The sequence below is a fragment of the Pseudomonas entomophila genome, from assembly GCF_029193575.1.
In the GTDB taxonomy this organism is placed as follows: domain Bacteria; phylum Pseudomonadota; class Gammaproteobacteria; order Pseudomonadales; family Pseudomonadaceae; genus Aquipseudomonas; species Aquipseudomonas entomophila_G.
Map to the genome: position 1 here is coordinate 109,248 of NZ_JARGCS010000024.1, position 14,536 is coordinate 123,783.

A 14,536-nucleotide genomic window follows, 5' to 3' on the forward strand; every position below is an offset into this window, starting at 1 on the left:
GGACCCGTCCATGTCTCTATTCTCTGCAATCGGGCTGGCGCCCTTGCGCTTGCTGGCCATCGTCCTGTTCGCGGCCATCGTGCCAAGCGTACTGATGACGGCCCCTGTGGTCGCGACCCAATATGCAACCCAGCTTGGCCTGGGCCCTGCACGCATTGGCCAGCTGTTCTCGGTGGAGCTCTTCGCGATGAGCCTGGCCACGCTGCCTGCCTACTTCTGGCAGGTGCGCTGGGACTGGCGACAGGTCGCCCGTGGTGCGGCGCTGCTGTTCATCCTGGCCAACCTGGCCTCGGCATGGAGCAATGACTACGGTGCGTTGCTGGCCCTGCGCGCAGTCAGCGCACTGGCGGGTGGAACCCTCATGGTCATCTGCATTGCCAGCGCGGCGGGCAGTGCACAGCCTGACCGTGTCTATGGGTTGTGGGTCAGCGGCCAGTTGATTCTCGGGGCGCTTGGCCTGTGGCTGTTGCCGCCGCTGTTCGCCAGCATCGGGCTGAAGGCGCTGTACCTGAGCCTGGCATTGCTGATGTTGCTGTGCCTGCCCCTGGCGGGTGCATTCCCACCCTCGGCACCTATCGCCCCGGGGAATGCCTCGCGTGCCGCCGGGGCGCACCGCTGGTTGCCTGGGTTGTGCGGTCTGTTCGCGGTGCTGCTGTTCTACATCGGGCTCAGCGCGGTCTGGACCTTCATCGGCAGCATCGCGGGCGCCGCTCAGATCGACCCCGCTAGCAGCGGCCTCATTCTGTCCGTGGCCACACTGCTGGGGATCGTCGGCTCCATCGTTGCCACGCTGATCGGCCCGCGCTGGCCACGTACCGTGCTGTTGCTGCTCGGCTATGCGCTGATGGTCGGTGCCGTGTGCCTGCTGCTGGGAACGCCTGACGCCGCACGCTTCGCGTTAGCGGCGTTGCTGTTCAAGTACAGCTGGACCTTCGTGCTGCCGTTCGTGCTCGCCAGCCTCGCTGACCGCGATCACCAGGGGCGCCTGATGAACAGCGTCAACCTGGTCATTGGCGGTGGCCTGGCCCTCGGCCCGGTCATCGCCGGGCCCGTACTGGAAAGCCCCCTGGGCATGTCGACGGTACTGCTGGGCAGCGCCTGCTGCCTGCTGCTGTCGCTCGTTGTACTGATGCCTGGCCAGCTTCGTCGGCCTGGTGTCATTCATTCTCTGACCACAAAAGGAGTTTCCTGATGACACGACGGACAGCGTTCTTCTCCGATGAACTGTGCTTCTGGCATAGCGCGGGCATGCATGCACTGGTGCTCCCGGTCGGTGGCTGGGTACAGCCGCCTGCGGCCACCGGCTTCGCCGAGTCCCCTGAAACCAAGCGGCGGCTCAAGAGCCTGCTGGAGGTGTCGGGGCTCAGCCGCGCGTTGAAACAGTGCACCGCCGAGCCCGCCAGCGAAGCTGACTTGCTGCGTATCCACCCAGCAGCCTACCTGGCACGCTTCAAGGCACTCAGCGATGCCGGCGGTGGCGAATTGGGCCCGCAGGCACCGATCGGCCCAGGCTCTTATGAAATCGCCAAGCTCTCCGCTGGCCTGGCGATCGCAGCCGTCGATGCGGTGATGCGCGGTGAGGTCGACAACGCCTACTCGCTGTCCCGCCCACCGGGGCACCATTGCTTGGCCGACCAGGCCATGGGCTTCTGCTTCCTGGCCAACATCCCGATCGCCATCGAAGCGGCCAAGGCACGCCATGGCCTCAAGCGGGTCGCGGTGATCGACTGGGACGTCCACCATGGCAATGGCACGCAATCAATCTACGAAAACCGCAGCGATGTGCTGACCATTTCGTTGCACCAGGAGCACTGCTACCCACCGGGCTACAGCGGTGTCGAGGACCGCGGGCGTGGCGAAGGCCAGGGCTGCAACCTGAATATCCCCTTGCTCGCGGGCAGTGGCCATGACGCCTATCTGCAGGCCATGCAACAGATCGTGGTGCCGGCGTTGGCGCGTTTCCAGCCAGAGTTGATCGTGGTCGCTTGCGGCTATGACGCCAATGCGGTGGACCCGTTGGCCCGTATGCTGTTGCACAGCGATTCGTTCCGCGCCATGACCGCGATCGTGCGTGAGGCCGCCGAGCGCCATTGCAACGGGCGCCTGGTGCTGGTGCACGAGGGGGGGTACGCGGAAGCCTATGTGCCGTTCTGCGGCCTGGCCGCTATCGAGGAATTGGCGGGCCTACGCACGTCGGTGGAAGACCCGATGCTCGAGCTTATCCAGATGCAGCAACCGGGTGCTGAACATAGCCGGTTCCTGGAGGGCTATGTCGAGGGCCTGGCCCAGCGCTTGGCCTGATGCGCAGGGCGTGCCTGGCGGTGGCCGGGCATGCCGCCCCCCTAGGTTCGCGAAGCCGGAGGCGACTCGTGCAAGGCGAACTTCTTGCGGTATTCGCGGGGTATCAAGCCAGTGAACTTCTTGAACATCTGGCGAAAGGTGCCGGCATCCTGGTAACCCACTTCTCCGGCCACGCTCTCGATGGGGCGCTGGGTAAGCTCGAGCAGTTCACGGGCCTTCTCGATGCGCATGCGTTGGAGGTATTCGTTGGGTTTGTAGCCCGTGGCGGCGCTGAACCGGCGCAGGAAGGTGCGTTCGCCCAGGGCTGCACAAGTGGCCATCTGCGCGGAGGTGATCCCGCCCAGCGATTGGTTGCTCAGCCAGCGCTGCACTTTCAATATCACTTCATCACCGTGGCTGAAGTTGGGTTTGAAGGTGATGAAGTGCTGTTGTGAGTGGCGACCTGGGTCAGCGACCAGGAAGCGTGCGGTATGGCTGGCGATGGTCGCGCCCAGCAGGCGGTTGACGATCGAAAGGCCCAGGTCGATCCAGGCGGTCAGCCCGCCAGCGGTAATGATGTCGCCTTCGTCGATGAGCAGTTTGTCCGCTTCTACCCGTACCTTCGGAAAACCGTTGGCGAGTTCGTGGGCCAGGGCCCAATGGGTGGTTGCACGGCGGCCATCGAGCAGTCCTGAGTGCGCCAGAATGAAGGCCCCCGCGCACACGGAACCGATGATTGCGCCCTGCTGGTACTGCTCCCGTAGCCAGTCGATCAAGGGGGCGATCTGCACCGGGGCCGGGCGCTGGTTCAGGCAGGGCGGCGCGAGGAGGATCGTGGCGTTTTCGTCGTGGCCGGGGTGGGTATCGAAGTCGCACTCCATGCGTTTCAAATCATCCGCCAAACGCCAATGGCGCACCCTGATCGGCGGTTGCTTCGCGCCCAGTTGTTCCAGTGCAATACGGTTGGCGACATGAAAGAGATCGGTCAAGCCGTGCACCGCCGCCAACTGAGCGCCAGGATAAAGCAGCAAGCCAATATCCTTCATCGTGCGGTCGATGGGCATGTGTCAGTATTCCTTGTGTAAATGTCGTTATATACCGTGTTAACTGCGAGTTGGCGTGTTTACGCTTTGCACTCATTGTTTATTGAGTGAGGGATGACCATGGCAACGCAGGCGCTGATTATTGTCGACTTCCAGAACGATTATTTTCCGGGTGGCAAATGGTTGTTGGAAGGGATCCAGAGTGCTGCCGATAATGCGGTGCGAGCGCTGGAGCACGCAAGGGCGACAGGGCAGGCGGTGATTCATGTGCGGCATGAGTTCGCTGACGAGCAAGCACCGTTCCTGGCCGCGGGCTCCGAGGGCGCGCGCGTCTACCCGGGCCTGGCGGAGCAGGGCGATGAGCCGGTGATCGTCAAGCAGCAGGTCAATGCCTTCAAGGACACGCGGTTGGAGGCCCTGCTGGATGAGTTGGGCATTGAGCAGTTACTGGTGGTCGGCAACATGAGCCATGTTTGTGTCGATGCCATTGTGCGAGCCGGTGCGGACCTTGGCTATAAGATCACCGTGCTGCACGATGCGTGCGCCACGCATGATCAAATGTTCAATGGCGCGAAGATTTCGGCGGCTGAAGTGCAAGGTGCATTCATGGCGGGGCTGGCATTTGGGTATGCCGAGGTTGTGTCCACGGATAATTACTTGGCGACCTATCGCTGACAGGTGTGTCGCGCGATAAGTGGCCATGTTGTTGCATGGCAATGAAAACATCGTATGCGCCGATGCGGGCTACACCGGCCTGGAGAAAAGGCCAGAGCATGCGGGACGGCAAGTGATCTGGCAGATCGCAGCCCGCCGCAGTACCTACAAGCACCTGAGCAAACGCAGTGTGCTCTACAAAGCCAAACGTCAGATCGAGAAGGTCAAGGCACAGGCCCGGGCGAAAGTCGAACATCCCTTCCGTGTGATCAAGCGTCAGTTCGGTTATGTGAAAACCCGCTTCCGTGGCTTGGCCAAGAACACGGCACAGCTGAGCACGCTGTTTGCGCTGTCGAATCTGTGGATGGTGCGCCGCCATTTATTGGCTGTTGCGGGAGAGGTGCGCCCGTGAGAGCAGATAACCAAGGCGTTGCCTTGGTTATCCAATAATCAGCGGCTGAAAATCGGGCGTTTCGGCATCCCCAAGCCGCCTATTTCCGGCTGATGGACAACTTGTTCGGAGTTTCCCTAGGTTGGGCTAAATTTGTCAGTCCCCAAATGAAGCAGTACTTCCGTCGCTATCTGCTGTGTACGAAGTTTGACGCAAAAACGATCACAATCCGGCTAGATCACGATTCTGCTGAGGCATCGCTGAGGGCGCCACGAGGTCCAGCAAATCATCTTGCCGAGGTGATCAAGCGGACCTTGGCAAAACTGGGCATCGAGGCTGAGCTTGCCTTCAATTTAGAGTTCAATCATACCGGCAACACTGAGAACCATCCGCTCCACATCCATGGTGCACTATGTCTCCCGGGGGCCAGGGTAGATGAGGTCTCAGGGGCACTCAGGAAAGCGTTGGCGATGGATTACAGGCAACGCTACTCGAATCTTGCCGTGTACATAGAAAGGCCTCGAAGCGCTCACTTGTGGGCTGTGTACTGTATTAAGGAATGTGGCATCACCGCTTGTAGGCTCGAGGCTGAGCGAGGCCGAAAAGGCAGTCCGGACTACTCCTCTCAAAAATTGACACAGGAGGCGAAAGCTTTCTATGAGGAGATCGCTGCTTGGCTTCTCGCCTGTGGATAGCCTAGCCGGGATGACTTGCATGGCTGTTTTGTTATGCTTTCAGGGCTATGCTCTGTCTCGAGCTCTGAAGAAGCCGAGTAGGCGTCTGCGCGTAGAATCTAAGCTGGGCTCAGCATCTGCTGGCTTCTGATGGTAGAGTCCGAATACTCCTCCAAACCTGAGCCTGTCGCCCCGTTTGGTAACCCCACAAAACGTATTACTGAGGGCCCCATGTCAAAGTCTCTTGGAATGAGCCGTGTCGCTCAGGCGCGCGATGAACCATCGGTTATTTCGTCGTTGTCAAAGCTTACCGGCTTATCCGAAGAAATCGTCAGCGATCGACTTGGTTCGGCAAACGGCTTGACGTTGTTACGCAATGCGTTTAGTGATGTCTGGCCAACAGAGTCGCAACTCGGGCGCTGGACAGTAGCATTTGCGAAAAAACATGGTTTGGATCGTGACCTGGCCCAGATCACTGGAGCAACCCCTCGGGCAGTTTCTAAGCGGCTGGAAGATGCTCCAGTAAGGATGCTATTACGAAATGTTTTCAAAGACTGCTGGCCTGATAATGGTGTCTCGGAAAAACTTGATGAAGAAATAATTTTCGACGACGTGGATAGCGGGGAGAGCGTCGGGGTTGAGGCGGAAACGACCTCGAGTGGTGCAATTATACGCCCGTTCGATCCGAATAAGATCCGTGTCAAGATGTGGACGCCAACGGTTGATCTCGTCCTGAAACGCATTAATGCAAATGAAATAGATCTGGCTCCTGATTTTCAACGAGCAACTGGGGTCTGGAAGGATCGAGCGCAAAGCAGGCTAATAGAATCACTGTTAATTAGAATTCCTCTTCCCGCATTTTACGTCGATGGTGCAGATGAAGATCGCCTGCTGGTAATTGATGGGATACAGCGGCTCAATGCTCTGCGGCGGTTTGTTTTAGAGAAGGGCTCTGGTAAAAGGCTTATTCTTCAAGATTTGGAATACCTTACGGATCTCGAAGGTAAGAGCTTCGATGATTTACCTAGGCCGTTCCAGCGTCGTATTGAAGAAACTATGCTGACAGTGCACCTCATCGATAAGGGTACACCTGAAGAAGCTAAGCTCAATATTTTCAAGCGCCTGAATACTGGCGGGTCTCCATTGACCTTACAAGAAATTAGGCACGCGATGACTCCTGGCCCGGTCCGAAATTATCTTAAGAAGCTGGTTCAGTTGCCCTCCTTCCAGCAAGCAACTCAAGGCAGGTTCAGTGACGATCGTATGACTGATCGAGAGTGTGCCCTACGTTTCTGTGCATTTTGCTTGACCCCGCCGGACGAATACCCGGTGGACGCCGATTTAGACGGTTTTCTTCAGCAGGCCATGCGAAAGATTAATGAAATGTCTGAGGTTGAGCGGAAAGCTCTATCTTTACGATTTGAACGAGCTAACTTGGCTGCGTACAGCGTCCTTGAGGACGAAGCATATCGGAAGCCTACGCAAAACAATCGACGCTCTCCAGTGAACAAGGCTTTATTTGAAGCTTGGACTGTTGGTTTCGATGGTCGCTCGGATGCTGAGCTCAAGCGCTTAGTGAAGCGTAAGGCAACGGTTATCGACGGATATTCAAAGATTTTCCATGGGAGTCGAGAATTACAGGAGGCTCTCTCACAAGGTACAGGTGACCAAAGAAAAGTCCGCCTGAGATTTGCTGAAATCGATGGGCTCTTAAGGGAAGTTGCATCATGATCTCCTCAATACAGCTGCACAACTTCAAGTGCTGGACGGACGCGACTCTCCCTCTAGGTGCATTAACTCTTGTAAGTGGATTAAACGGTGCTGGAAAATCCAGCGTGCTTCAATCGCTTCTCGTTCTTCGACAATCCCACGACCAGGGGCTGCTTGCCAATGGACGGCTCGCTATCAATGGTGATCTCGTTACACTTGGCACTGGTGCTGATGCGTTTTGTGAGCAGGCAGAAGACGATGAGCTTCGCCTTGGTATTAATTGGATTGACGGCGAATGCGCTACTTGGAGCTTTGCATACGACAGGCTCGCCGACGTTCTGGGTACCATGGATGAAACTACTAATCAGGTGCCTGCTCGGCCTCCTTTTTTGGGTGAGGTCTTTTACCTGTCTGCAGAGCGTATGGGCCCTCGTGTGTCTGGCGAGGTTTCCGATTACCGGGTGCGGGATCGACGAGAGGTTGGTTCGCGCGGTGAGCTCGTAGGTCATTTTCTAGCTGTCCACGGACGTGACCCTATAGGGTGCTCCGAGTTGGCTCATCCTGATGGGTTGTCCGACTCCCTTGAAAGTCAGGTTGAGGCATGGCTAGGTGAGGTTACGCCAGGTACTCGGCTTCACCTTAACGATCATCGTGGTTTGGATGCAGTACAGATTCGATATTCGTTTGAGGGTGGGGCCGGAGGAACAAACGAGTACCGAGCTACGAACGTAGGGTTTGGTCTTAGTTATACGTTGCCAATCTTAGTCGCCACGCTAGCAGCTAAGCCAGGAGGGTTGCTAATCATTGAAAATCCCGAAGCTCACTTGCATCCCCGAGGCCAAGTCAGAATCGGAGAGTTGCTAGCTGGCGCAGCTGCTGCCGGAGTGCAAGTAATTGTAGAGACTCACAGCGACCATATTCTGAATGGTCTTCGGTTGGCCGTCCATGCGGGGGGCCTTTCGCCCTCAGAGATGAAGGTTCACTTCTTTGAACGACGAGATTCGCTTACCGGCCCGCGTGCTGATTTTCTGACTCCAGTTCTCGACGAAGATGGTCGGCTGACCCCATGGCCATCGGGCTTTTTTGATGAAATTGAAACCTCGCTTTCGCGCCTATTGGAGCCCAGAAGTAAATGAATCCATTTGTCTTCTGGAATGAACTCTCTGAACACCCCCTCGCAGAGGAATCCAGTGCGGCGAATGCGCGAATGAATGCGTTGATCGATACGCTTTCATCATTAAAGAGACACGCTGAACGCCTGCCCCCGATTCAGTTGCGTACATGCGTTCCAATGGCAAGTATTGAAATTGCCCCGAACTATTACGTTAGTAATTGGCTTGCCCAGACTGATCAAATTCGTCGTGTGATCTTCCTCCGTATGGAAACTTCTGCCCCACTTTTGCAATCCGCTAGGGACAATGACGACGCAATTGATCGGTTTGGATGCACAGAATGTACGATATCTGGCAATGCAGCTGAGGGTTGTCGGGCGGCATGGGCGACAGAAGAACTCACGGCTAGTCTGAGTTCGGGTGATCAATGGCAGGGTCATCTGCTCGACGTCGAAATCATGGCGCTCGATGCTGACGGCAACCTAACTAACCGCCATAGCACAGTGCGTCATATTGCGATGCCGGAACACGTCGCAGAGCATGCTGCCTGGATAGCTGAGCGGGTGCGAACTTCGATTCGCGATGGACAGGACCTGTGGGAGAGGCGTTCCACTTTGTTTCCGAATCTTGATTGGTGCCATCAGACGGAAAGGCAAGTGAAAGCATTTGGAGTAGGCTCACCGCATCTCAGAAACATTGTGCTCCGCTTAATAGAGTTGGACACAGCGTTCTCTACTTGGAATGGAAGCTCTATTGGCCCGGATTTTGTTCCGTCTAAATGTACGCCCGAAACCCAAAAAACTTTAGCTGACGAAGCAGCGGATCACACAGCCACCCTTCCGGATGGGACGCAGCATCTATTTTCTTGGCATGTGCGGTTTACACCAAATGGCGGGCGAATTTTCTTCGATGGCGACACTGCGACGAATCGAGGGCAGGTTGGGTATGTGGGCCTGAAGAATGATGGACGACTGACGTAGACTGCAAGCGGGCAAAAGACAGGGTATGAAGTATGGGCTCAGGTATGGGCTCATATTTTTTTAAGGGAAAAAACGTTATTTTATAGATATTAGGGCATTAAAAAGCCGGCTTGTGGCCGGCTTTCGGGGACGGTCTTGGCTAATTTTTGATAAGCCGCAACCGCCTTAACAGGTTGGCCACGAAGGCCTGAAAGAAGATGGCGGATGACCGAGTGTGGCATCGCCAGGTGCTCTGGAACGCGGCTGAGCCGGACCAGGGCAAAAGGTGCCGCGTAGCATACTAGGGGCCGTGCAGGTTGCCCAGCGAAAATTGGCAACTGATGTGTCAGCCGGGGCGCTGCTGGCTGAACCACGACCACCAGAACACCCAACCGAGAATCTGCATGCCCTGGGCCTGGCGTTGGGCGGCGGTGTAGCGTTCGACCGCGTAGTTGCGTCGGTCGTGGCTGTGCAGGCACAAGGTGTCGTTCTGCCCCAGGCTCAGGCTGTGCACGCGCAGTCGACCGTCATGCAGCAGGGCGTAGGTCTGGCCATCGATGACCTGGGTCAGGCTGCGGTCGATGGCCAGGGTGGCGTCCATGGGGATCAGCGGCGCCATGTTGCTGCCGGGCATCTCCAGGCAAACGGCGTTGCGTGGCGAAACGCCCAGCGTCGCCAGGGCCTTTGCCGACAGGCGCAGGTAGCGACGCGGGAGCGGGGCCAGGCGGCCTTCGCGCACGGCATGGTAGAGGATGCGCACCTGGCGCCAGTCATGTTCGGGCGTGTCTGGCGTCGTGGGCGTCGGGGCCGGGTTTGGCATGCAGGGGCGCATGATCGGGCTGGGGTGCTTGGGGCCTTCGCCTGAGCGCAACCAGCGGCGATGCACGCAGAACAGGTCGGCGATCTCGTCGAGGCGCGCCAGGGGCACGCCGCGCTTGAACCAGTTGTTCACATGCTGGGGCGTGACGTTGCGCTGGGCGGCAAAATCGGAAGGGGTCAGGGCGCACTCCTGCAGGAGGGCTTTCAGGCGGTCACCGGACGTGTTCATGGCGGTGAGTCTAAAGGCCTGCCAAGCGTAGGGAAATGAACCCGTGGTTGATGGAATGCGTGGGAAATTGCTTGCTGTGCAGGGCTTTGGTGAAGGAAGTTGTAGGATTTTTCTATTTTGCTAAGGGACCATTCTGGAGCGGGGTGTTTCACAAAGGAATAATCTAGTTATTTTTTATTCTTTTTTGTCAGAGTAACTTTTTGACATACTCGCTGGCACGCCGGGCCGTGCCACTGCCACCAGCCAGGCGACTTCCTCTCTTCTCGATAAAGACAGCTTCTCGGCGACCTCTGCAAAAGCGGCCGGACGCTCGACGTGCGGTGCTGCCCGATCATGAGCAACGAGCCTGGATTCAGCCGACATTTCGTCAGCCAGCTGTTCGCATCCAACTACAACTGGCTGTGTTCAAGGGTGCGTCGCCAGGTGGGTTGCCCGGCGAACGCCGAAGACATCGCCGCGGAAACCTTCCTGCGGGTCCTTACCCTGCCCGACCCTGCTTCGCTGCGCGAACCGCGCGCCTTTCTCTCGACCATCGCCCGGCACCTGATCTATGACACCTGGCGCCGGCGTGACCTGGAAAGCGCCTATCTGCAGTCGCTGGCCGACGTGCCCGAGGCGTTGCACCCCTCACCCGAGGAGCACCTGATCATGGTCGAGGCCCTGGTTTCGCTGGACCGCATGCTCGACAGCCTGCCCGGGCAGGGCAAGGCGGCGTTCATCCTGCGCCAGTTCGGCAACCTGACCTTCGAGCAGATCGGCGAGCGCCTGGGGATCTCCGCCCCGCGTGTGCACCAGTACGTCGCCCAGGCCTATCGTCACTGCCTGCAGGTGTTGCAACCACTATGAGCGACAACGCCGAACAACGGATTTTCGACGAGGCCGCACAGTGGCTGGCGCTGCTGGACTCCGGGCATATCAGTACCCAGGAGGCGCGCGCGTTCGAGCAATGGCAGGCGCGCGACCCGCGCCATGCCCGCTGCATCCAGGCGGTCACCGGGCAGGTGTCGCAATTGCGTGGCGCCGGCTTGCAGCGGTTGGACCACGAGCATTTGCTCAAGACCCTCGAGGCGCCGCCGGCCAGCCGTCGTGCGTTCATCCGCAAGGGGGCCGGGCTGCTCGGCGTCACGGCCGCCGCGCTGCTGGTGGCGCGCCTGCGGCCGGACGACTGGCTGGGCCTGGACGACCTGGCCACGGGCACCGCGCAGCGCCGGCAACTGCGCCTGCCGGATGGCAGCGAGCTGTTGCTCAATGCCCGTAGCCGGGTGACTCCGAGCTTCGACAGCGGCCAGCGCCAGCTCACCCTGCGCGAGGGCGAGCTGCAGGTCGGCATCGCGGGCGGACAGCCGCGGCCGTTGCGCATCCAGACCCCGGCCGGGGTGGTCAGCAGCCTCGACGCGCGCTTGCAGGTGCGCCTGGACGACCAGCAGACCCGTGTGCTGGTGCTCTCGGCGAACGCCGAGCTGATCACCCAGGATGGCCAGCGGCGGGCGCTCAAGGCTGGGCAGGGCGCCTGGTTCGATGGGCGCGGCCAACTGGCGGTGCACGCTGCCAACCCCGATGCGCAACTCTGGGTGCGTGGCTTGGTGAAGGTGCATGACGAGCCCCTGGGGCAAGTGATCGATGCCCTGCGCAGCTACCGCCGCGGCATCATTCGCCTGAGCCCGGAAGCGGCGCGGCTGCGCGTCAGCGGCATCTACTCGCTGGACGACACACGCAAGACCCTGTTGGCCCTGCGCGACAGCCTCGGGTTGAACGTGGACTTCTACACCGACTACTGGGTGAACATCGAGGCGGCTGACCGGCCACACGCTGGCTAGGCATATCGATAGAAGAAAACGTTCCACCCGGCGCATTTAATTTCGCCCCCTGCCATCGCTCATCACCGGTAACCCTCCCGCTCACGAGTGAACACCGATGGCTTTCCCGCATTCCCGATTTCCCCTCGGCCGCCTGGCCCTGACCCTGTCCCTGGCCGGGTTCGGCAGCCTGGCGCCGAACCTGGCGGCGCAGGCGGCCAGCGAGGTCGCGGCGAGTACGCGCCTGCACTTCGAACTGGCCCCCGGCCCGCTGGACCAGGTCCTGCTGAACCTCTCGCAGCAAAGCGGCGAGACGATCTCGTTCGACCAGCGCTTGCTGCAGGGGCGGCGCTCGAGCGCGGTGATCGGTGACTTCACCGCTGACGAGGCGATGAGCCAGGCCCTGCGCGGCACCGACCTGACCTTCTCGCGCAACGCCCAAGGCACGCTGATCGTCCTCCCGGCAGCGGTCCAGGACGCCCGCGCGCTGCCGTCCGCGCCGCCACCGCGCAGCGCCGCCCAGGCGCCGCAACTGGACCAGGTGGTGGTGCTGGGCACACGCCGCTCCGACGTCACCGCCCTGAGCTCCAGCGCGCCGGTGGACATCATCGACGCCCAGCAACTCGAGCGCACCGGCGCCACCACGATCAACCAGGCACTGGAGCGCCTGACGCCGTCGTTCAACTTTCCGCAGAGCGGCGGCACCGGGCTGAGCGCCTGGAACGGCAAGTCGGCTTCGCTGCGTGGGTTGTCCCCGGACCAGACGCTGGTGCTGGTCAATGGCAAGCGCCGGCATGCCTCTGCCTACGTGAAGGTGCAGGAGGACTGGGGCTACGGTTCGCAACCGGTGGACATCAGCACCCTTCCGATCAGTGCCGTCGACCACATCGAAGTGTTGCGCGATGGCGCCTCCGCCCAGTACGGCTCGGACGCCATCGCCGGGGTGGTCAACATCGTCCTGCGCAAGGACGCCAGCGGTGGCCACTTCGCCACCCAGGTCGGCCAGTACCGCCAGGGCGATGGCCTGAGCCGTGAGGTCAATGGCTGGAAAGGGTGGCAACTGGGCGAGGACGGTTTCTTCAACGTCAGCTTCGACGGCACGCGCAACAACCCGACCGACCGTGGCTACGACGATAACCGCCAGTTCTATTTCAGTGGCGACCCCCGCGAAGCCACCGCCGACCGCGACAAGACCTGGGGGGCCAGCGGCATGCGCAAGTTCAACCTGGCCTTCAATGGCGAGGTCGGCCTGAGCGAGCAACTGCGCGCCTATTCCTTCGGCACCTTCGGCCGCACCTTCAACGAGGTGAAGTTGCTGTTCGTCCGGCCGCAGGACAACGGCACCGTCCGTTCGATCTACCCGGATGGCTTCATGCCGGAACTGACGGTGCGCCAGGACGATGTGGCAGGCACCGTTGGCCTGAAGTACGACCTGGGCGAGGAGGGGCGTTTCGACCTGTCCGCCACCTACGGCCAGAACCGCCAGTGGGACTGGATCGACAATACCGTCAACGCCAGCCTCGGCGCCGCCAGCCCGACGCACTTCTACAACGGTGAGCGGATCAATGCCCAGAGCGTGCTCAACCTGGACTACACCCGCGACCTGAACATCGCGGCGTTGCGCAACCCGGTGACGCTGTCCACCGGTATCGGCGCCATCGAGGACCGCTACGCGCTCAAGGCTGGCGACACCGCGTCGTGGATCAACGGCGGGCAACCGGTGATCGGCAACCCGATTCTCGACGGCAGTGGCACCCTTGTCCCAGCCCCGGCTGGCGCGCAAGCCTACAGCGGCCTGACCCCCACCGACGCGAGCACGAGTTCGCGACATTCGTTCAACGCCTACTTCGACCTCGAGAGCCAGTTCACCGAGCAGTTCCAGGCCGGCCTCGCGCTGCGCCAGGAGCACTACAGCGACTTCGGTGACGCCACCACCGGCAAGCTCTCGGCGCGCTACGACTTCACCCCTCAGGTCGCCGTGCGCGCCACGGCCAGCACCGGTTTCCGTGCCCCTACGCTTGGCCAGCAATACACCTCGTCGACGTCGCTGACCTTCTTCGGCAACGAGGTGTTCCAGTCGCGCACGCTGCCGGTCGCCAGTGGTGCCGCCAAGGCCCTGGGCGCCAGCGACCTGAAGGCGGAGAAGTCGCGCAGCCTCTCGCTCGGCCTGGTGCTGCGCCCGACCACCAACACCGACCTGTCCATCGACGCCTACCAGATCGGTATCCGCGACCGCATCACCCCGACGCAGAACCTCACCGGCGCCTACGTCCAGGGCGTGCTTGCCGGCGCCGGGTATTCGGACATCGGCTCGGCGCGCTTCTACACCAATGCCATGGACACCATGACCCGCGGCGTCGATGTCGTTGGCCACTACCGTCCCGAGCTCAGCGTGCCGGGCAAGTTGGAGTTGAGCCTGGGCTACAGCCGCAGCAAGACCACCATCACCGGCATCGCGCCCAACCCCGGTGCGTTGGCCGGTAGCAACCTGGTGCTGATCGGCCGGCAGATCCAGGGGTTGATCGAGGACGCCTCGCCCGAGAGCAAGCTGGTGCTCGGTGCGCTGTACCGCTGGCAGGACTGGGACCTGAACCTGTCCCAGGTGCGCTACGGCCGCTATACCTATACGCACGCGAACGACCCGGCGCTGGACCAGCGCATGAGCCCGCAGTGGGTCACCAACCTGGACATCACCCATCACCTGACCGACGCGCTGAGCCTCAGCGTCGGCGCGAACAACCTCTTCGACAGCTACCCCGACAAGCTGCTGCCAGGCAACCGTTCGCGCGGTGTCTCCAAGTACACCAGCCTGGCGCCGGACGGCTTCAACGGCGCCTTCTACTACGTGCGCGCCAGCTACGACTTCTGA

General features: G+C 60.4%; 11 protein-coding genes and 1 pseudogene. 10 read left to right on the forward strand and 2 right to left on the reverse strand.

The genetic code is table 11. The features are described from left to right. Positions 1 to 10: 10 nt before the first annotated feature. Positions 11 to 1,192, forward strand: coding sequence for an MFS transporter (locus P0Y43_RS11680; protein WP_275637418.1), 1,182 nt, complete (start codon positions 11 to 13; stop codon positions 1,190 to 1,192). Continuing rightward, the gene (locus P0Y43_RS11685; RefSeq protein ID WP_275637419.1) at positions 1,192 to 2,301 is read left to right on the forward strand and encodes a class II histone deacetylase; all 1,110 of its coding nucleotides are present in this window, start codon (positions 1,192 to 1,194) and stop codon (positions 2,299 to 2,301) included. The genes P0Y43_RS11680 and P0Y43_RS11685 overlap by 1 nt, the downstream gene beginning before the upstream one ends. 41 nt (positions 2,302 to 2,342) lie before the next feature. On the opposite strand, the gene P0Y43_RS11690 is transcribed toward P0Y43_RS11685, so the two are convergent. Further along, positions 2,343 to 3,344, reverse strand: coding sequence for a GlxA family transcriptional regulator (locus P0Y43_RS11690; RefSeq protein WP_275637420.1), 1,002 nt, complete (start codon positions 3,342 to 3,344; stop codon positions 2,343 to 2,345). Between the two features lie 99 nt (positions 3,345 to 3,443). On the opposite strand from P0Y43_RS11690, the gene P0Y43_RS11695 reads away from it, so the two are divergent. The 5 genes and pseudogenes from P0Y43_RS11695 to P0Y43_RS11715 all read left to right on the forward strand — a co-directional run bounded on the left by P0Y43_RS11695 (position 3,444) and on the right by P0Y43_RS11715 (position 8,844). Next, on the forward strand, positions 3,444 to 3,998 hold the full coding sequence (locus P0Y43_RS11695) for a cysteine hydrolase family protein (RefSeq protein ID WP_275637530.1): 555 nt from the start codon (positions 3,444 to 3,446) through the stop codon (positions 3,996 to 3,998). A 19-nt stretch (positions 3,999 to 4,017) separates the two neighbouring features. Further along, positions 4,018 to 4,389, forward strand: a pseudogene (locus P0Y43_RS11700) (transposase); the annotation flags it as partial. Between the two features lie 884 nt (positions 4,390 to 5,273). After that, entirely contained in the window at positions 5,274 to 6,773 is a 1,500-nt protein-coding gene (locus P0Y43_RS11705; protein ID WP_275637421.1) for a DUF262 domain-containing protein, read from the forward strand. Further along, complete coding sequence (locus P0Y43_RS11710) at positions 6,770 to 7,888, forward strand: DUF3696 domain-containing protein (protein WP_275637422.1); 1,119 nt, start codon at positions 6,770 to 6,772, stop codon at positions 7,886 to 7,888. The genes P0Y43_RS11705 and P0Y43_RS11710 overlap by 4 nt, the downstream gene beginning before the upstream one ends. Then, complete coding sequence (locus P0Y43_RS11715; RefSeq protein WP_275637423.1) at positions 7,885 to 8,844, forward strand: hypothetical protein; 960 nt, start codon at positions 7,885 to 7,887, stop codon at positions 8,842 to 8,844. The genes P0Y43_RS11710 and P0Y43_RS11715 overlap by 4 nt, the downstream gene beginning before the upstream one ends. A gap of 325 nt (positions 8,845 to 9,169) precedes the next feature. Here the strand turns inward: P0Y43_RS11715 and P0Y43_RS11720 are convergent, their stop codons facing one another. Further along, positions 9,170 to 9,871, reverse strand: a complete 702-nt coding sequence (locus P0Y43_RS11720; RefSeq protein ID WP_275637424.1) for a LexA family transcriptional regulator — start codon at positions 9,869 to 9,871, stop codon at positions 9,170 to 9,172. Between the two features lie 333 nt (positions 9,872 to 10,204). Between P0Y43_RS11720 and P0Y43_RS11725 the strand changes: the two genes are divergently transcribed. The 3 genes from P0Y43_RS11725 to P0Y43_RS11735 all read left to right on the forward strand — a co-directional run bounded on the left by P0Y43_RS11725 (position 10,205) and on the right by P0Y43_RS11735 (position 14,536). Then, entirely contained in the window at positions 10,205 to 10,717 is a 513-nt protein-coding gene (locus P0Y43_RS11725; RefSeq protein ID WP_275637425.1) for a sigma-70 family RNA polymerase sigma factor, read from the forward strand. Then, complete coding sequence (locus P0Y43_RS11730; RefSeq protein WP_275637426.1) at positions 10,714 to 11,688, forward strand: FecR family protein; 975 nt, start codon at positions 10,714 to 10,716, stop codon at positions 11,686 to 11,688. Before P0Y43_RS11725 ends, P0Y43_RS11730 begins: the two co-directional genes overlap by 4 nt. A 97-nt stretch (positions 11,689 to 11,785) precedes the next feature. Continuing rightward, on the forward strand, positions 11,786 to 14,536 hold the full coding sequence (locus P0Y43_RS11735) for a TonB-dependent receptor (RefSeq protein WP_275637427.1): 2,751 nt from the start codon (positions 11,786 to 11,788) through the stop codon (positions 14,534 to 14,536).

Coding starts and splice junctions, on each gene's coding strand:
- P0Y43_RS11680 (WP_275637418.1), top strand. CDS start 11: ATGTCTCTATTCTCTGCAATCGGGCTGGCGCCCTTGCGCTTGCTGGCC.
- P0Y43_RS11685 (WP_275637419.1), top strand. CDS start 1,192: ATGACACGACGGACAGCGTTCTTCTCCGATGAACTGTGCTTCTGGCAT.
- P0Y43_RS11690 (WP_275637420.1), bottom strand. CDS start 3,344: ATGCCCATCGACCGCACGATGAAGGATATTGGCTTGCTGCTTTATCCT.
- P0Y43_RS11695 (WP_275637530.1), top strand. CDS start 3,444: ATGGCAACGCAGGCGCTGATTATTGTCGACTTCCAGAACGATTATTTT.
- P0Y43_RS11705 (WP_275637421.1), top strand. CDS start 5,274: ATGTCAAAGTCTCTTGGAATGAGCCGTGTCGCTCAGGCGCGCGATGAA.
- P0Y43_RS11710 (WP_275637422.1), top strand. CDS start 6,770: ATGATCTCCTCAATACAGCTGCACAACTTCAAGTGCTGGACGGACGCG.
- P0Y43_RS11715 (WP_275637423.1), top strand. CDS start 7,885: ATGAATCCATTTGTCTTCTGGAATGAACTCTCTGAACACCCCCTCGCA.
- P0Y43_RS11720 (WP_275637424.1), bottom strand. CDS start 9,871: ATGAACACGTCCGGTGACCGCCTGAAAGCCCTCCTGCAGGAGTGCGCC.
- P0Y43_RS11725 (WP_275637425.1), top strand. CDS start 10,205: ATGAGCAACGAGCCTGGATTCAGCCGACATTTCGTCAGCCAGCTGTTC.
- P0Y43_RS11730 (WP_275637426.1), top strand. CDS start 10,714: ATGAGCGACAACGCCGAACAACGGATTTTCGACGAGGCCGCACAGTGG.
- P0Y43_RS11735 (WP_275637427.1), top strand. CDS start 11,786: ATGGCTTTCCCGCATTCCCGATTTCCCCTCGGCCGCCTGGCCCTGACC.